The organism is Clostridium zhoujianii, from assembly GCF_051590805.1.
Lineage (GTDB): Bacteria > Bacillota > Clostridia > Clostridiales > Clostridiaceae > Clostridium.
The window spans coordinates 1-18,268 of record NZ_JBPUTF010000001.1 but is presented as its reverse complement, the minus strand read 5'-3'; the positions used below and the strand labels follow the sequence as shown (position 1 = coordinate 18,268).

The 18,268-nt window shown below is 30.4% G+C and carries 22 protein-coding genes and 2 rRNA genes; 2 read left to right on the top strand and 22 right to left on the bottom strand.

Annotation, left to right across the window (positions count from 1 at the left end):
- Nucleotides 1-142: 142 nt before the first annotated feature.
- The 6 genes from fsa to ACSYT2_RS00095 form a co-directional block, all read right to left on the bottom strand.
- Nucleotides 143-787: a fructose-6-phosphate aldolase gene (gene fsa / locus ACSYT2_RS00120; protein WP_430857574.1), complete on the bottom strand. Its 645-nt coding sequence runs from the start codon at nucleotides 785-787 to the stop codon at nucleotides 143-145.
- Between the two features lie 18 nt (nucleotides 788-805).
- Complete coding sequence (locus ACSYT2_RS00115; RefSeq protein WP_430857575.1) at nucleotides 806-1,282, bottom strand: GNAT family N-acetyltransferase; 477 nt, start codon at nucleotides 1,280-1,282, stop codon at nucleotides 806-808.
- Between the two features lie 4 nt (nucleotides 1,283-1,286).
- Nucleotides 1,287-2,645: a C4-dicarboxylate transporter DcuC gene (gene dcuC / locus ACSYT2_RS00110; RefSeq protein WP_430857576.1), complete on the bottom strand. Its 1,359-nt coding sequence runs from the start codon at nucleotides 2,643-2,645 to the stop codon at nucleotides 1,287-1,289.
- Nucleotides 2,646-2,670: 25 nt separating this feature from the next.
- The gene (rihC, locus tag ACSYT2_RS00105) at nucleotides 2,671-3,597 is read right to left on the bottom strand and encodes a ribonucleoside hydrolase RihC (RefSeq protein WP_438382719.1); all 927 of its coding nucleotides are present in this window, start codon (nucleotides 3,595-3,597) and stop codon (nucleotides 2,671-2,673) included.
- A 37-nt stretch (nucleotides 3,598-3,634) separates the two neighbouring features.
- Entirely contained in the window at nucleotides 3,635-4,540 is a 906-nt protein-coding gene (gene rbsK, locus ACSYT2_RS00100; protein ID WP_438382717.1) for a ribokinase, read from the bottom strand.
- Between the two features lie 225 nt (nucleotides 4,541-4,765).
- Entirely contained in the window at nucleotides 4,766-5,758 is a 993-nt protein-coding gene (locus tag ACSYT2_RS00095; RefSeq protein WP_430857579.1) for a LacI family DNA-binding transcriptional regulator, read from the bottom strand.
- Between the two features lie 280 nt (nucleotides 5,759-6,038).
- On the opposite strand from ACSYT2_RS00095, the gene ACSYT2_RS00090 reads away from it, so the two are divergent.
- Together ACSYT2_RS00090 and ACSYT2_RS00085 are read left to right on the top strand one after the other, a co-directional pair.
- A complete protein-coding gene (locus tag ACSYT2_RS00090) occupies nucleotides 6,039-6,857 on the top strand; it encodes a transketolase (RefSeq protein WP_430857580.1) in 819 nt (272 codons plus the stop codon).
- Entirely contained in the window at nucleotides 6,854-7,783 is a 930-nt protein-coding gene (locus ACSYT2_RS00085; RefSeq protein WP_438384984.1) for a transketolase family protein, read from the top strand. The genes ACSYT2_RS00090 and ACSYT2_RS00085 overlap by 4 nt, the downstream gene beginning before the upstream one ends.
- A gap of 117 nt (nucleotides 7,784-7,900) precedes the next feature.
- Here the strand turns inward: ACSYT2_RS00085 and ACSYT2_RS00080 are convergent, their stop codons facing one another.
- From ACSYT2_RS00080 to ACSYT2_RS00005, 16 genes are all read right to left on the bottom strand, one after another.
- On the bottom strand, nucleotides 7,901-8,056 hold the full coding sequence (locus ACSYT2_RS00080) for a zinc-ribbon domain-containing protein (protein WP_430857581.1): 156 nt from the start codon (nucleotides 8,054-8,056) through the stop codon (nucleotides 7,901-7,903).
- A gap of 177 nt (nucleotides 8,057-8,233) precedes the next feature.
- Nucleotides 8,234-8,977: a 3-oxoacyl-ACP reductase FabG gene (gene fabG, locus ACSYT2_RS00075; RefSeq protein WP_430857582.1), complete on the bottom strand. Its 744-nt coding sequence runs from the start codon at nucleotides 8,975-8,977 to the stop codon at nucleotides 8,234-8,236.
- A gap of 20 nt (nucleotides 8,978-8,997) precedes the next feature.
- Nucleotides 8,998-10,056 (bottom strand): beta-ketoacyl synthase N-terminal-like domain-containing protein, encoded by a 1,059-nt coding sequence (locus tag ACSYT2_RS00070; protein ID WP_430857583.1) that lies wholly within the window; start codon nucleotides 10,054-10,056, stop codon nucleotides 8,998-9,000.
- Nucleotides 10,049-10,498 (bottom strand): 3-hydroxyacyl-ACP dehydratase FabZ, encoded by a 450-nt coding sequence (gene fabZ / locus ACSYT2_RS00065; protein ID WP_430857584.1) that lies wholly within the window; start codon nucleotides 10,496-10,498, stop codon nucleotides 10,049-10,051. The genes ACSYT2_RS00070 and fabZ overlap by 8 nt, the downstream gene beginning before the upstream one ends.
- A gap of 35 nt (nucleotides 10,499-10,533) precedes the next feature.
- Complete coding sequence (locus ACSYT2_RS00060; RefSeq protein WP_430857585.1) at nucleotides 10,534-10,941, bottom strand: acyl-CoA thioesterase; 408 nt, start codon at nucleotides 10,939-10,941, stop codon at nucleotides 10,534-10,536.
- Between the two features lie 58 nt (nucleotides 10,942-10,999).
- Entirely contained in the window at nucleotides 11,000-12,208 is a 1,209-nt protein-coding gene (locus ACSYT2_RS00055) for a beta-ketoacyl-[acyl-carrier-protein] synthase family protein (RefSeq protein WP_430857586.1), read from the bottom strand.
- A 4-nt stretch (nucleotides 12,209-12,212) separates the two neighbouring features.
- Nucleotides 12,213-12,491: a phosphopantetheine-binding protein gene (locus ACSYT2_RS00050; RefSeq protein ID WP_430857587.1), complete on the bottom strand. Its 279-nt coding sequence runs from the start codon at nucleotides 12,489-12,491 to the stop codon at nucleotides 12,213-12,215.
- 2 nt (nucleotides 12,492-12,493) lie between these two features.
- The gene (locus ACSYT2_RS00045) at nucleotides 12,494-13,114 is read right to left on the bottom strand and encodes a hypothetical protein (RefSeq protein WP_430857588.1); all 621 of its coding nucleotides are present in this window, start codon (nucleotides 13,112-13,114) and stop codon (nucleotides 12,494-12,496) included.
- A gap of 191 nt (nucleotides 13,115-13,305) precedes the next feature.
- Nucleotides 13,306-14,103: a DUF368 domain-containing protein gene (locus tag ACSYT2_RS00040; RefSeq protein ID WP_430857589.1), complete on the bottom strand. Its 798-nt coding sequence runs from the start codon at nucleotides 14,101-14,103 to the stop codon at nucleotides 13,306-13,308.
- Nucleotides 14,104-14,251: 148 nt separating this feature from the next.
- Nucleotides 14,252-15,478 (bottom strand): sensor histidine kinase, encoded by a 1,227-nt coding sequence (locus ACSYT2_RS00035; protein ID WP_430857590.1) that lies wholly within the window; start codon nucleotides 15,476-15,478, stop codon nucleotides 14,252-14,254.
- A 2-nt stretch (nucleotides 15,479-15,480) separates the two neighbouring features.
- The gene (locus ACSYT2_RS00030) at nucleotides 15,481-16,164 is read right to left on the bottom strand and encodes a response regulator transcription factor (RefSeq protein WP_438382712.1); all 684 of its coding nucleotides are present in this window, start codon (nucleotides 16,162-16,164) and stop codon (nucleotides 15,481-15,483) included.
- A 93-nt stretch (nucleotides 16,165-16,257) separates the two neighbouring features.
- Nucleotides 16,258-16,641 (bottom strand): DUF3783 domain-containing protein, encoded by a 384-nt coding sequence (locus tag ACSYT2_RS00025; protein WP_430857592.1) that lies wholly within the window; start codon nucleotides 16,639-16,641, stop codon nucleotides 16,258-16,260.
- A 14-nt stretch (nucleotides 16,642-16,655) separates the two neighbouring features.
- Nucleotides 16,656-17,426: a peroxide stress protein YaaA gene (yaaA, locus tag ACSYT2_RS00020; RefSeq protein ID WP_430857593.1), complete on the bottom strand. Its 771-nt coding sequence runs from the start codon at nucleotides 17,424-17,426 to the stop codon at nucleotides 16,656-16,658.
- An 8-nt stretch (nucleotides 17,427-17,434) separates the two neighbouring features.
- Nucleotides 17,435-17,788 carry an arsenate reductase family protein gene (locus ACSYT2_RS00015; RefSeq protein WP_430857594.1) on the bottom strand — a complete coding sequence of 118 codons (354 nt, stop codon included), beginning with the start codon at nucleotides 17,786-17,788 and terminating at the stop codon, nucleotides 17,435-17,437.
- Nucleotides 17,789-17,922: 134 nt separating this feature from the next.
- A 5S ribosomal RNA gene (rrf, locus tag ACSYT2_RS00010) occupies nucleotides 17,923-18,039 on the bottom strand.
- 121 nt (nucleotides 18,040-18,160) lie between these two features.
- Nucleotides 18,161-18,268, bottom strand: a 23S ribosomal RNA gene (locus ACSYT2_RS00005); the annotation flags it as partial.

Sequence of the window (18,268 nt, the reverse complement as noted above, 5' to 3'; positions counted from 1 at the left end):
TATAAGTATGTATTCTTATTTTTAAATCCTCATACTATATAAATTTAAGTAATATAAAAAGAACATAGACTACAACTTCTAGTTAGCTATATAAATAACTACACTAAGAAGATATCTGTAAATCTATGTTCTAAATAAAATATTATTTATTGGCCTCTTCCCAATCCTTTATAAATCTTTCAATTCCTAAATCAGTTAGTGGATGTTTTATTAATACTTCTATTACTGTTGGAGGGACTGTTGCAATATCTGCACCTGCTTTAGCAGCTTCAATTATATGAATTGGATTTCGTACAGAAGCCGCAATAATTTCCGTTTCTATTCCATGAATACTAAATATTTCACTAATATCACTTACAAGAGTCATTCCATTAGATCCTATATCATCAAGTCTACCTAAAAACGGTGATACATATGTTGCCCCAGCCCTTGCAGCCATCAAAGCTTGGGTCGCTGAGAATATTAATGTAACATTTGTCTTTATACTCTTCTTTGAAAGATATGAAACTGCCTTTAATCCATCTTTAGTCATTGGTATCTTAACAACTATGTTTTTATGAATCTTGGCTAATTCTTCCCCTTCCTTAATCATATTTTCATAATCTAAGCTTATAACTTCTCCACTAATAGGACCATCCACTATAGACGCTATTTCATTAATAGTTTCCTTTAAATCTCTCTTTTCTTTTGCAATTAATGAAGGATTTGTGGTCACACCTGATATAACACCTAACTCGTATATCTCCTTTATACTTTCAACATTTGCTGTATCTAAAAAAAATTTCATTCTACTACCTCCTATTTTTTATGCTCTAAATAAATGATATCCCATTTTGCTGCCACAATATTTAAAGCCTTGGGCTTGATAATACTTATATAGATAATCATTACACTCTACACAGTTTAACCTAACTTCTCTATTATCTTTCATTGCTAATTTCTTTGCCCATCTAATCATATACTCTCCATATTTCATTCCACGATACTGCTTTCCAACAACTATACGATGAATAAAATATGCACTTTCATAATCTTCCCAAAGTTTCTTATCTATTTCTTCCGGATCTCCACCATAAGATAATGCCCCTACCATATTTTCATTATTATCTAAAAGTACAAATAACTTATTGTTATAATAATCTTTTAAGCATACTTTTGTTGCTTCATATACTAGAAATCTCTCCCATTGATGAATATCTTTAGCATCAAGCCATTTCGCTGTATCCACAAGCCATCTTCTGACTTGTGGAACCTCATCTAATTTGGCTATTCTTATCTTCATTTTCTTATAATATAACTGCTGAAAGAACTAAAACTGCTACTACACCAACTAATACCGGAACCGATGTACGTTTAACAATTTGCATCGGATTTGTACCTGTAATTGAACAAACAACTATTATACATGCTGCAACTGGTGATATTGATCTAACTAAATTAGCTACCATTTGCATTGGAAGTGCTATCATAGTACCTGATACTCCAACAGCTGCTGCAAGATCTGGTATCATTTCTACTGATGCATAGAATACTGATAATCCCCCACCACTAATTAATCCTATTAAGAATGTTACTCCACTAAATGCAAGCATCAATATTGTTCCTGCACCTTGTAAATCCTGAACTGAATTAGTTATCATATCTACTATTCCTAGAGCTTTTAATCCATCTACTAAAAGTGATGCTGCTACAAGTAATGATACAACCATAGCTAATCCATTACCCATTCCCTTAAAGAATTCATTAATATCTTTTGATACTACTCCAAAATCTTTCTTTCTTATTAATTCAATAATAACTGCTACTATTAAAGATATAATGGCTATACTAACAAGTCCTATATTTACATCTTTCATAGCTAGATTAAAGAATAACACTAGAATTAATGGAAGTATTGGTAAGATAGCATAGTATTTTGGTGGCAAATTTTCATTTAACTTAGTAAGCTTGCTTTCATCAATCTTAGTTTCAGCTAAAGCACCTTCTTTTTTATCAAGATATTTTTGCCAGAAATAATGCGCAACTGCTATTATAAGTAATGATGGTATTGAAACCTTAGCATGAGCTATAACGTAATCCATAATATTCATTCCAAATGTTTCTGCTGCAAGAACATTATCTGCTCCAAGTGGTGTTGGCATTATTGTAGCTGTAGTAGCTATTACTGCACCTGCTGTTAATGGTGTAACTCCAACTTTTGTTAATACTGGATATAATGTTGCCATAAGTAATACTGCTAGACTTGACGCACTTGGCACTACTAATGATAATAAATTTCCAAGTAGGAATATAACTGGCACTAATATATATTTAGATTTTATTTTACCTAAAGGTTTGGTCATTATATTTACTGTAACTTCATTTGCTCCTATTAGATTCATGTAACTTGAGAATCCAAATAATGTCATTATAGTTAACCCAATATTACCTAAATTTTTTAAGAATGATATTTCTACCTTTTTAAAAGGATCTAACCATACTATTCCAGTAGTTTCCTCTGGTGATAAAATTGGATGACCTAATGCAACTGCTGCAAATAGTAATACTAATCCCCCTACTGCTAAAGCAATAGTTGCATTATACTTCTTGTAAATTAAGTATCCAACACCTAAAACAACTAATAAAGCTATAATAACTTCAAACATCTTTCGTTCCTCCTAAAGATTTATTCTATAAATTAATATTCTTAAATATGTTTAACATCCATGTTCTAAATTCTTCTACATTAATTTCAGTACAGAAGGTTGCATTGTTAGGTTGATTGTATATCCCCTTAAAATCAACTACCATAAATCCTTCTGTATATCTTGAACCGGTCTCTATATCTACAAATGTTTCCACTGATTTAAATAGCTCTGGTTTATCAAGATAAGCTATTGTAGTAAGATCGTGCATTTTTAAGCCGCCCTTAGCAACACTTCCACCTCTATAGTGATTAAATAAAGAATAGAACATTTCTCCAACTTTATTCATATCTCTAAGAGTATTAATTGTTTCTAAATCTAAAGTTGCAACGGATGTAACATCTAGTGGACAAACAGTAATCTTTACCTTTGAAGCAAATACTATCTTTGCCGCCTCTGGATCAGCATATATATTAAATTCTGCCGCTGGTGTATGATTACCTCTACCAGATGAACCTCCCATTAAAACTATTTCTTCAATCTTATCCTTAACTTCTGGATACGTTAATAATAATAATGCTATGTTAGTTAATGGTCCTATTGGAACTAATGTAATTTTTTCTTCTGAATTTAAAATAATTTCTCTCATTGCATCTATTGAATTCTTAGGATGTAATGCTTTTGTTGGTTCTGGGAATTCAAATCCAGCCATTCCTGTTTCACCATGAATATGACTTGCATCTTCAAAAACTTTTATTAAAGGTTTACATGAACCTTGTGCAACAGGGATATCCTTGCCAAAAAACTCAATTAATCTTTGAGCATTTTTGGTAGTATGGTTAATTGAAACATTACCTGATACTGTTGAAATAAGCTTTACATCAAGTTTTTCACAAAATACTGCTGCTGCTATTGCAACAGCATCATCAATCCCTGGATCAGTGTCAATAATAATTGGTCTTTTAGTTATCATAAATTTACCCTCCTAGTTTTACCATAATAATTTATTATTAAATATAGTTATTTATTTCTTCTAAAGTTGGCATTCCTGTTTGTGCCCCAAACTTAGTAACGGATAATGATGCTGCTAATCCTGCAAATCTTACCGCATCTCTCATCTTATATCCATTTGCTAGTGAATGAGCAAGGGCTCCATTAAATGTATCTCCTGCACCTGTTGTATCTATTGCTTTTACTTTCATAGCCTCAACAGTTTCTACTTTCCCTTCCTCAACAAAGGAAGATCCCATTTCCCCTCTAGTTACTACCAATTTAGTGTTATTATCTTTTTGCCATTTAATCATTGCATCTTCAAATATTCTATCATTTCCATATGTTTGCCCTGTTATTATTTCAAACTCTGTTTCATTTGGAGTTAAAATATCAACATTACAAAGTATATCTCTTGATATTTTTTGTGCTGGTGCTGGATTTAATATTGTTTTTACACCATGCTTTTTTGCAACTTCTAATACATATTTTACAGTAACTATTGGAATTTCTAGTTGAGTAACTAGTATATCTGCATCTTTTATAATCTCTTCATATCTATCTACTAGTTCTTTATCACAAAAATCATTTGCTCCTGGAATAACTACTATTGAATTATTTTCTGGTGTTTTAAATATTGTAGCTAAACCTGTAAATGTACATTCATCAACTTTTATAGCTTCAACATTTACGCCATCATCTTTAAGATGTTTTAGAATCTTTTCCCCGAAAGTATCTTTCCCAATACATCCTATCATATTTACTTCATTACTTAATCTAGCTGCAGCAACTGCTTGATTTGCTCCCTTACCACCAATTAAATAATTTATGTTTTCACCTTTAATAGTTTCTCCAACTTTCGGCATTCTTTCTACTGCCATAACTAGATCCATATTAAGGCTTCCTACCACGACTACCTTCTTCATTATTTCCTCCAAATATCAAATCGTTTTTATATTATTTAATTTATATACAATCATAGTAATATCAATACTTATAAAACTTTTTTTTCTAAGCTAATTACATTTTGTGTAACCGGTTATATATTAAAATTAACATGAGTATTTTGTTTTGTCAATATATTTTTTGAAATCATTTTCATAAAATATCAAAAATTTTTTTCAAAAAAAAGAACAGTCTTTCGACTGCTCTTATCCTATAGTAGATCTTCTCTCTATTACCTTTGCATTTAATTTAACTTTCTCCTTAGAAATATCTTCTCCATTTTCAATCTTTCTAATCAATAATTCAACAGCTCTTTTACCATACTCATACATTGGTTGAGCAACTGAGGATATTTCTAAATAATTAATATTAGCTTCTAACCCATCATATCCTATTAATTTTATATCTTTATATATTTCATATCCCATATCCCTTAAAGCTTTATAACACCCGATAGCTAATATATCATTTCCAGCAAAAATTCCATCCACATTCTTTTCTTCTTCAAGAAGTATCTTGGTAGCATTATATCCACCTTTTAGAGAGAATTCTCCTACTCTTACCAAATCTGCTTTATATAATCCTTGGCTTTTTAATTCTTCTTCAAATCCATTAAATCTTTGTTGTAATGATTCTATATACATAGGCCCTGTAACATGTGCTATATTTCTACACCCACACTGTACCAAATGCCTAGCTGCAAATCTTCCACCCTCTTTATTATCACCACTTATAGAAGGTATATCATATGTACTGTATTCCTTATCTAATACAACTAAAGGCATTTTTCTATCTATAATTGATATTAATTCATCTGGCATAACAGTATATGAACAAATAAGAATTCCATCTACCTGCTTATTAAATAACATATCGTAATACTGATTTTCCTTTTCTCTATCATTATCTGTATTACATAATATTAAGTTATATCCTAATTTATTAGCAGTATCCTCTGCTGCTCTTGCAACCTCTGGGAAAAAAGGATTGAGTATATTAGGTATTATTAAGCCTATTGTATTAGATTTTTTGCCAGCTAATCTTCTTGCAACATCATTTGGTGTATAGTTCAACATTTTCATTGCATTCAAAATAGCTTGTTCTGTTTCCTTGCTCACATAGCCTTTTTTATTTATAACTCTGGATACTGTAGCTACAGATACCCCAGCCAATTTACCTACATCCCTAATTGTAGCCATTTATTCACCACCTTTTCCCCGGAATTTTACATTGATTTTATAGTTCTTGTCAATAATATTATTTATTATTATATCATATTTAACTCTGAACATTAATAATAATGCGGACTTAAAACATATTCAATATTTATAAATTAAATTTTTCCACTTGACATATAGTTATTTTTCTTTTATATTGTCCATATCAATATAATTATATTCTTTCTAAAACTTTTCTTTCTAAGCAATTACTTACTAATATTTAAAAGGTAGGTGAATTGCTTAATCTTAAGCAAGCAATATGAAAAAAAAAGAATTAAATCTTATTACTAAAAATATCCGAGAAGATATTGTTAAATCAATCGCATCAGCTTCCTCTGGTCATCCAGGCGGATCACTTTCTGCTGTAGAAATTCTAACTACACTTTATTTCAATGAGATGAATATAGATCCTAATAATCCCTTAATGGATAATAGGGATAAATTTGTTCTTTCAAAAGGACATGCAGCTCCTGTTCTTTATGCTACATTAAGTAACAGAGGTTTCTTCCCTAGAGAAGATTTGTTAACACTTAGATCTATAGATTCTAAATTACAAGGGCATCCTAATATGAATTATGTTCCTGGAGTAGATATGTCTACCGGTTCATTAGGTCAAGGTATATCAACAGCTGTTGGTATGGCTTTAGCAAGTAAGATTGATAAAAAATCAAATAGAGTTTATTGTTTACTAGGAGACGGTGAATTAGAAGAGGGACAAGTCTGGGAAGCAGCAATGTGTGCTAGTCATTATAAACTTGATAATTTACTTGCCATAGTAGATTTTAACGGTCTTCAAATAGATGGTGACATTACAAAAGTTATGAACCCAACTCCTATAGATAAAAAATTCGAAGCTTTCGGATGGAATGTTTTAATTATTGATGGTCATGATATAGATGCTCTTATAGACGCATATGAAAGAGCAAAAAACTTTAAAGGATCACCAACTGTAATAATAGCTAAAACCATAAAAGGAAAAGGTGTATCATTTATGGAAAACCAAGCTGGATGGCATGGTACAGCACCTAATAAAGAACAACTTGAACTAGCTTTAACTGAAATTAAGGAGGCTTTATAATGTCTAAAATTGCAACTAGAGAAGCTTATGGAAATACTTTAGCTAAATTAGCTGAGGTAAATAAAAATATAATAGTACTTGATGCAGATTTATCAAAATCAACAAAAACTTGTGATGTTAAAAATTCATCACCAGAATCATTTTACAATATGGGGATTGCTGAAGCAAATATGGTAGGTGTTGCTGCAGGTCTTGCTTCATGTGGCAAAACTGTTTTCGCAAGTAGCTTTGCTATGTTCTTAGCAGGAAGAGCCTTTGAACAAATAAGAAATTCTATTGCCTATACAAAATTAAATGTAAAGCTTTGTGCTACTCATTCTGGTATTTCCGTTGGTGAAGATGGTGCATCTCACCAAGCTATAGAAGATATTGCTTTAATGCGTTCTATTCCTAATATGACAGTTCTTTCACCTTGTGATTCTATAGAAACAGAAGAATGTATTAAGGCTGCTGCTAACTATAATGGTCCTTGTTATGTAAGATTAGGTAGATTAGCTGTAGATACAGTTAATACTTCAGATAACTATAAATTTGAACTTGGTAAAGGTGTTACCTTAAGAGAAGGTAATGATTGTACTATAATAACAACTGGCTCCATGGTTCAATTATCTCTTGAAGCTTCTGATAAATTACGATTAGAAGGTATAAATGCTAGAGTTATAAACTTACATACTATCAAGCCAATTGATAAAGACATTATAATCAAAGCAGCAGAAGAAACTGGTAAAATTGTTACAGCTGAAGAGCACAGTATAATAGGTGGTTTAGGCTCAGCCATTAGCGAAGTAGTTTGTGAATCCTATCCTGTACCAGTAAAAAAAGTTGGTATTAAGGATGTATTTGGACAAAGTGGTAAGCCAGATGAATTATTTGAAAAATATAATTTAACATCTGATGAAATCATTAGAGTTATTAAATCATTTTAATATTACCAGTCATAACCACCCGCATAGCAGGTGGTTTTATGTTTCACTTTCTTCAACAGATATAAATACATAATAAAAAGTCGTAAGTAAAACTTACGACTTTCCTAATAACTAAAATTATCTTCTGTTATTTTGAGCCTTCTTTGCTCTTCTACAATCTATACATCTAGTTGGTTCGTTAGTGAATCCCTTTTCCTTGTAGAATTCTTGTTCTCCAACTGTAAATACGAATTCCTTACCACAATCTCTGCATACTAAAGTCTTATCTTCCATTATAAAATCCTCCTTAAAATAAAGATTAATATTGATTCATATATTCTCTATTCGGAGAAATCTATATATCTATAAAAAACCTTTTTTATTACAAGTTTTATTATAACATAATTTCATATCTCTTGCAATATTATTTCCCTTACGCTTATACTTATTTAAATCTTCTCTTCTATGGATTTATGTTAATCCACCATCAATGACAACTGTTTGTCCTGTTATATAACTTGAGTCATCACTTGCTAAGAATACAACTAACTTACCAACTTCCCTAGGATCTCCAAATCTTCTCATAGGTACTTGTGCTTTATATTCAGCTAATTTCTTACTTGGTATCTTTTGAATCATATCTGTATCAATATATCCTGGTGCAATTGCATTAACTCTTACATTCTTACAAGATACCTCTTTTGATAGAGCCCTTGTAAGTCCAATTACTCCTGCTTTTGAAGAACAATAATTGGTCTGGCCTGCTACCCCTATAACACCACCTACTGAACTAACATTTACTATGGATCCTTTTTTTTGAGAAATCATTGTGGTAATTATACTTTTTGTAACATAAAATGGTCCATATAAATTTGTTTGAAGTACTGAATCCCATTTTTCATCACTCATCATCATAAATAATCCATCTTCTGTTGTACCTGCATTGTTAACTAATACATCTACTACCTCAAAATCATCTATAATCCTATTCATTACTTCCCTTACATTTTCCGGTTCTTTTACGTTCATCTTATATGCCTTTATGACATTGTCATAATCTTTATATTCTTGGATTAATTCATTGGCACTAGCTTCTGATCCATTGTAAGTAATAGCTATATTAGCCCCCTCTTCTATGCATTCCATAGTTATTGATCTTCCAATTCCTTTAGCCCCACCAGTTATTATTACATTTTTCCCCTTTAGTCTCAACACCTTATCCACCCTTTCTAAAGTTACTTACTTAAATTCATACAGATATAATTTCCTGAAACATCATATCCAGTTACTAAAATATTCTCAATATCTCTAAGTTCCTCATTATTATCCATTAGACCTTTAGGTATACAATTATTTTTTAAACATAATGCAGCAGTCATAATATTCATATTAAATGCTGAACCCAGTGTTTCTCCAAAATACTTCTTTACACTTTTGATATTAGGAATACCCTTTAGAACAAAGTCTACAACCTCATCTTCAACCTCATCAAAATATGTATTATTATTTGAAGTAATTATTGCATCTATTTTAACTCTATCTCTGTCAATGCACTCATTAATACATTTCATAATTAATCTTTTTGATTCAATCTCGTTAACTGACATAGTCAATGGATATCCACCTAAATCACATTCAGTATATGATTTAATTGAGCAATATTTTGTACTATCCTCTTGCATTAACTCTTCCTTTTGAAGAATAAAACCTATAGTTCCTTCTCTTACATCAACATTTTTAGAAGTATAACTTTTTTCTAAAGCAGTATACAATTCTTCACAATGCTCCTCTACACTTCCAGTTATAATATAATCAGCCTTACCACTATTTATAAGAGATTTTGAGTATCCAATATTATTACTACCCATTACTATGGTACTAACACCTTTACACCCTAAATTCATGCATATATGCCCAATACATGAATTAGATACAGTATTGGCAAATAATGTTGGACTACAAAGGTCTGGATCTCCTCCTATAACACTTTTACTGAATTCTAAGTTAGATACTAATGGTCCATATCCAGTAGTAAATATTGTTCCTACTCTATATTCGTCAATATTATCTAAATTTATTTTTGCATCATCCTTAGCTTTTATTGCTGCATACAGCCCCATATGTGAATACCTATTAACCCTTCTAAGCTTGTTCTTTTTTAAAACTGGCTCAAATTCAATAATATTTTCTTTCGATCTTTTATTAGAGTTATCATTTAAATTTCCCCACACTGAATCTACATCACAACCTAAAGCACTAATAACACCTATTCCTGATATAATTACATTACTCATTTACAGCCACCTCAAAATCTGAATCAAAATAATAAGTTAGTACACCTTTAGCTACAATTTTTCCGTTAACAGTAGCCTTGCATTTTACCTTTACAAATCTGCTAAATTTCTCTAAGAATTCACCTTCAACAATCAATTGATTTCCTGGAATAACTTGTCTTAAGAACTTCATTTCATCTATTTTGGATATATAGGCCTTTAAATTTAAAGCCTCATCTGTCTTTTTATAAAACATAAAACCACATATTTGAGCCATAGTTTCTATTGTTAATACACCTGGAAATACTGCTTCATTTGGAAAATGACCTTGTGCCCATGGTTCATTTCTTGATATACATTTAACCCCTTTTACATACTCACCATATCTTATCTCATAAATATCATCTATAAAAAGCATTGGATATCTATGCGGTAATGATCCATATATTTCTCTCTGTTCCATATTTAATACTCCTTCCTAAGTAAATCCTCCACCCCTTATAATTTATCTCTAAACCAAGTTGGAATGGTTAAACAAAGCTTATCATTTTCATCTACAAATGCATGAACTGTCCTACCCGTAGCATATACTTTCTTGTTATCTTCACTGATAAGTGTATATTTAAACTCTATTTTTGAATCATTTACTGTTCTGAAAGACACATCCACATAAAGTTCTTCCCCCATATATTTAACTGCATGCCTATAATTGCAGTAAGCTTCTAATACAGGAAATTTTATACGTTTACCATCTATCATATCCTCTTGAAACTTTAAAACATATTTAGAAAAGTCATAACGTGCTTCTTCGAAATAACAAAAGAAATTACTATGATGTACAATTCCATATGCATCAGTATCTCTAAACCTTACACTAACTTTATATCGATATTTTAACCACTCCATATTTTCTACACCACTCTTTATTATTCTTCTTCCCTATAAAGTGTTAGAAGAGTAAAAACTACTCTTCTACTCTTCCAACTAAGATACTAGCTGTATTACCTGCAAATGCAAATGAGTTTGATAGTGCATAATTAATATTATGTTCAACAGATTCAGTAGGTAGGAAGCTGTCCTTGTATTCCTCCATTTTCTCTTTCAAAGTTGAAGTAGGCATACACCTTTGATTTTCAACACTAAGTAGAGTAGCTACTAACTCTAATGCTCCAGCTGCACCTAAACAATGTGCTGTCATAGACTTTGTTGATGATACAGCTATATCATTTTTTCTATCCTTCATAACATTATCTACTGCATACATTTCCATTTTGTCATTAAGCCTTGTCCCAGTTCCATGTGCATTTACATAATCTATATCCTTTGGCTCTAATCCAGCTTCAGTAATTGCCATATTCATTGAAGCTATTGCTCCTGTCCCATTAGGATCTGGACTTGTAATATGATATGCATCATTATTTATTCCATATCCAAGAATCTCTCCATAAATATGAGCATTTCTTTTTTTTGCATGTTCAAGGGTTTCAAATATCATAAAAGCTCCTGCTTCACCTATGTTAATTCCATCTCTATTTTCATCGAATGGCTTACATACATCTGAACTTAGTGACTTTAATGCATGGAATCCCATGCAAGAAAATTCAGTTAATGGATCAGCTCCACCTACAATTACTAAATCTGCTCTTCCTTCTTTTATTAAATCAAATCCTATTCCTGCAGCAGTGGATCCTGCTGCACATGCAGACATCGTTGTATAACAGCCACCTTTGATTTTACATAGTTTTTTTATCCATGCTACAAAGTCTGCACTCTGTAATATTGATTCAACCTCAAAATTTCCTTTTTCCTGTTCTCTTACAAATCTTAATACTCTACTATTACCAGCAAGTGAAGTTGCTAATGATAAATATGCCCTATTATCACATTCCCTAATATCATCTGGGGTTAACTTACCATCTAAAAACATTTCATTAACAGCAATACGTATAATTTCTGTAATCCTATCATCTTCATAATCTTTTCCTGGATTATATGTTAGTTTTCTTTCTATCTCTCCAACATAATCCGTACATATCTTCGATGTATCAAAAATTGTGCATTTTTTAATTCCAGAAACTCCATTTACGCAATTCTCATAAAATTCTTCTTTGTTATTGCCATTTGCAGCTATTACTCCAATTCCAGTAACAACTACCCTATTCTCTTCATTCATTACTTTATATCCTTTTTTCTCTAATGTAATCAGCTATAGTAGTTATACTTTTAAATATTGCCATATCCTGATCACTAACCTTTATATCAAATACTTCTTTTAACCCTACTACTAATTCTAAGGCATCTACTGAATCTAGTCCTAGCCCCTCTTCGTCATCTGTCTCATAAGACTCAAAAATTGGAGTATCATAATTTACTGTTGATACATCAATATCCTCTAACCCTAATTTGTCAATTATCATTTCTAGAACCTGTCCTTCAATTAACTTGTTTTCTTCCATTTCTATATCCTCCTATAATTTATAATTAAGTAGAAATCATTGATTTTACTTATTAACATATTGCAGTATTTCACTTCATTTGAACCTACTTGATAGTAATTCAATATAAAATGATTCTTCTTCTTTTCAACATTTGATATAACATGTTTTTTATCTAATCCTGTTCTCTCAAGTTTACCTATTGCTTCTTGCAAACACCAACTTAACGTTTTAATACCATATTCATATAATTCCATTTTCCTATATATTTCTCTATCTAATCTAAATAGAAAAACATCTAGTGGTTCAACTTTATATGGATTCTCAATATCTAAACTTACATTATAGATATCAGAATATATAAATGTAGCAATACCTTCCACATATGAAAATGAATAAGCTATTCTAATCTTTCTTGCATTTTTTACTGTATATCCGTATAGGATATTCCTTTCCACCTCATTCAACTTAATTTGAAAAAGATCATATTTAACCTGAATGCTTGTCCTAAAGACTTCATGAGCTATCCTTCTCATTCTGTTTCGAGATATTTTTTCAGGAAATTTAATAATTCCAACTGTAATATCCTTTAAATCATTATTTTCATAGTAATTTGAAAATAAGTTCATATTTTCACTAATCATATCGATTCCCACTTAATATTTATATTATATTACTTATTTGTATTAATTTGTAATATATTTATCTTATTTATACCATCTTGCTAGAATTTAGTCAACAATAATAATATTTTTTTGTATAATATTCTATATATTCCCATTATGAATTAATAAAAAATAGTTAATGCTCCCTACGAAACATTAACTATCATTTATTATTCCTTCATACTTATATAATATATAAAGGCAAAACCTATACAGCCCAATAAAATACCTATTATACTATTTACCCCATCAAAACCTGGAAATACACCTACTACTGATCCTAGAATAAACCCAAATATCATCATATATGTTTCTTCTGGATACTTATTTAATAAAGTTTCTATAACTTTTGCTGTAGTCAATGCTCCAATAACTCCACCCAGTGCTATAGGTATAAGAATTGAAATATTAGCTTCCGTAACTGCCGTAATCACAGTGTTATACAATCCTAATATTAAAAGCATAAATGAACCACTTATTCCTGGTAATATTAAAGCTATTGCTACTAAAAAGCCACCAATAAATAGCCATATAAAATTAAAAATATTAACTGATGTTATTACTGATGAACTCTCTTGATAATCTCCAGTCATCAAAAGTACTATCACTAATCCTACTAGTAAATATAACAAACTTTTTTTATTAAAGCCCTTTACAGTTGCCTTTCTAAACATCAAGGGTGCTCCACCTAAAATTACTCCTATAAACAAGTATCCTATTGGAACTGGGTATCTCTCTAAAATAGATTTTATTATGTTACTAAATAGAAATATTCCCGCTACTGCACCTATACCAACTTGTAGTAATATCTTATATTGATTCTTGAAGTCCTTTGTAATATTATTTATTGCATGAAGCAGTTTATCATATATTCCAAGAATTATTGCAATAGTTCCACCACTAACTCCTGGTATTATCTGAGATATACTAATAGCTATCCCTTTAAGAAAATTCAATATAAATGTCATAAGGTACCTCTTTCTCTCAATTTTATTCAAAATGATTTTGTTTATCTTATCATAGGCATTTTAAGACTGTCAAAGACATTCCTTTATCTTTTACAATTTGTTCTTAAATCTAACCTATATTTAACATTATGACTATTTTACTATTTTTCTAATCTTTATCCTCTGTATCTTTAAGTTCAGCAATAAATATTGTAGAATCTTCTTCACTCTTTACACTAAGTTTCCCTTTATGTTTATCAACTATAGATTTAGCTATTGATAGACCTAATCCATATCCCCCTTTTTCCCGGTCTCTTGCTTCATCCACTCTATAAAATCTATCAAATATTTTATTTATATCTACTTCTGGAATTGGATCCCCCTCATTAGCTACAGAAAAGTATACACATTGTTTTCTATATTTTAACTCTACTTTTATTTCTGTATTCTTATAAGCATGCTTTACTGCATTATCCATAAGTATTCCTACTAGTTGATTTATTCCTTCTCTATCTCCATGTAAATGAATATCTTGATCTATATTGCAATTAAGGCTTAGTTTATTTTCATATACAAGAGCTTCGAATGTTAATAGCTGATTCATTATCACATCACTAATATTAAATTTACTCTTTACTCCTAATTCTTCATTATTATCTACTTTAGCTAAGTAAAGTAAATTATTTACCAACTTAGACATTCTCTCTGTTTGAAAAGAAATATAATCTATCCATTTCCTCTGATTTTTTATAGTATCCTCTTCATTAGAACTAAGTAATTCTAGATTAGTCTTTATAACTGCTAATGGAGTTTTTAATTCATGCGAAGCATCTGCAATAAATCTTTTCTGTGAGTTATAGGCTGCTTCAACTGGCTTAATGGCTTTACTAGAAATAATAATACTTGCGCCAAATAAAAGTCCCAAACTAATAGTTCCAATTATAAATGATGTAATAATTAGCCTTTCCATTGTATTATTATGTATACTACTATCTTTCAATACCATCTCTATACCCATAGGAGAATTTTTATACATGTAAGCCAAAGAAAGCTCCCCTTCTTTTATGAATCCTTTTGGTATCCCATTATCTAAAACTTCTTCCACAATAGCTATTATTTTTTTCTCATCTATATCATAAAAACTTTTGTACATTAACTTTGAACTCTTTGCATCATATACAACTATAATGCTATCATTCTCATACCTTCCTCTTGCAGATAATTCACCATTTGGTCCAACTTTTAGACTACTTAATGTTTCACCAATTTGTGAAAACATCATATATTCACCATTCTTACTCATTCCTATATAAATTGAGGTAAAAATTAATATTACTATTGATGTAAGTAAAATCATTGAGGTTACTACAAACTTTATTTTAAGTTTTTTAAACATATCTACTCCTCATCATTATATTCTAATATATATCCAAGATTTCTAATTGCTTTAATTAACACCTTAGATTTTAAGTAATTTAATTTTCTACGTATAAACGAAACATAAACCTCAACATTATTATGTTCCGCTTCTGATTCAATTCCCCATAGCTTACTTATAATATCATCTTTATTTGTTATCATATCTTTTCTATTTATAAGAAGTTCTAGGAGCCCTGATTCCTTTGCTGTAAGCTTTATGCTATTATCATTGCAGCTTAATTCCAATGTTCCTATGTTAAGATTTATATCCTTAAATGATAATAAGTTATCATTTTCTATCTTTCCTTTCCTTCTACTTAAGGCTCTTATTCTAGCAAGTAATTCTTCTGTATAGAAAGGCTTAGGTAGGTAATCATCAGCACCACAATCTAATCCTAAAACCTTATCCTCTATCTCTCCTTTTGCAGTAAGTAAAATTATTGGAGTTGATATTCCCTGTTTCCTAACTTCTTTAAGAATATCTATTCCATTCATTTTGGGTAACATTATATCTAAAATTACTAAATCATATATATCTGATAATATATAATCTAATCCTGATTCTCCATCAAAAACCCTATCAACTATGTACTTTTTTTTTCCTAATATTTCTCCTAATGCTTCGGATAATTGCTTTTCATCCTCTACTATCAAAATTCTCATTCTTATCACCTTCCTATATTATTTTATCATAGAAAGCTTAAATGAAAATTAAAAGGCCTAGATGGAAATACCATCTGGCCTTTTATCATTTAACTATATATGTTTGGCAACTTTACCTTGCTTTTCAGCTCGTCTCTCTTCAACTAGATTCCTAAGAAGATAATCTAAAGTCCACTCTATAGATGTCTCTGTAACAACTGCCTTCATTGCTGGTGCAATTCTCATCTTTCTCATATTATCTATAAACATGCTAACTTTAATATTAGGTAGATCATTAAATATGATTGCTCTATCCTTTACTCCTACTTCTGAATTAGTATCTATATTGTTCTCTAATATATCTCTTATAATACTATTTCCATTTTTCCAAGTAACTATTATTTGATCTTTTAATCCCATCATAGCACCATAGCTTTTTAAAAGCTTTATTTCTTTTTCATTAAAATTACATAAAATAATACATGGTCTGTTTACCATACTTTATTCCTCCTTTATCTTGTAAATATTATTGTATCATCACTGGAAAGTTGTTTATTAAATAAATAGCCTTCTTCATTAAATTCCTTTATTTCCTCTATACTATTAATTCTATTTTTAATTATGTATCTTACCATAATTCCTCTAGCTTTTTTAGCATATGTCCCTACAAGTTTAAATTCTCCATTTCTATTTTCCATGAAACTAATATCTACAACCTTATATTTTTCTTTTATCCTATTTATATTCAATGCACTACTGTATTCTTTTGATGCTAAATTTATAAGAACCTTTTCTCCGCAGGAGGATTTAATTCCTTCTTCTATCTCAATTGTTATTTTTTCACCCCAAAAGGAATATAAGTCCGTACCAAGATTATTCTTAAGCTTAGTTCCCATTTCTAGACGATATTCCTTTATTTTATCTAATGGATGAATTACTCCATAAAGACCAGATAATATTCTTAGATTCTTTTGAGCATATTGTAGATCATCTTCAGTAAAATCCTCTACAGCAAGCCCTTTGTAAGCTTCTCCTTTAAATGCCAGTATTGAAGTGTATTCTTTAGTTGTTTCTTCATAGAAATTTCTAAATCTATCATAGTTCAATATTGCTAATTTTTCTGACATCTTCATAAGCTTTGCTAATTCATCTATAGAGTACCCTTGTAATATTGAGACTAACTCCTTAGTTTCATCTTTAAAAGCTAACTGACTATCTTCTATCCTCTGTATATCTTCAATACTCAAGTCTAAAGTTTTAGCAGGTGATAAAATCATTAACATACTATCACCTATAGTATTTCCATATAGGAATCTTCTTTGAATCCTACAAGCACCTTACTACCTTTTATAAGTATTGGTCTCTTAATAAGCATGCCATTAGTTGATAAAAGCTCTGCTGCTGCTATTTTGCTTATATCTTTCACCTTATCTTTCAAATTCATTTCTTTATACAATTTACCAGATGTATTAAAGAATTTTTTTACTTCTAATCCGCTCATATCGAACCATTTCAATAATTCTTCCTTACTTGGATTTTCTTCTACTATATGTCTATCAATAAATTCAACCCCATTATTGATTAAAAACTTCTTTGCTTTCATGCATGTTGTACATTTTGGGTATTCTATAAAAATTGTTTCCATTTTCTCCACCTCTTATTAAATAATAATTATTATTTATTATAACATATTTTATGGAAAAGTAAAAATTAAAGTAATTGATTTAATTTTTATCTTATAAAACAAAAAAAGGATAGTATTAACCATCCTTTTTACTTACCTAGCAACGTCCTACTCTCCCACACAGTCTCCCATGCAGTACCATCGGCGCTGTAGAGCTTAACTTTCCTGTTCGGAATGGAAAGGAGTGTTTCCTCTACGCCATCATCACTAGATGCTAGTTCTTTCTAAATTTTAATTTAGCTAAAAGAACTGTACTCAGCTGTGCTGAGTTTCCTTTTCAGAGCATTCTCTGAAAATTGCACATAGTATATATCAAGTATTCTCGTTATTTATTTGGTCAAGCCCTCGACCTATTAGTATCAGTCAGCTCAATACATTACTGCACTTACACCTCTGACCTATCAACCTCGTGTTCTTCAAGGGGTCTTACTAGCTTATGCT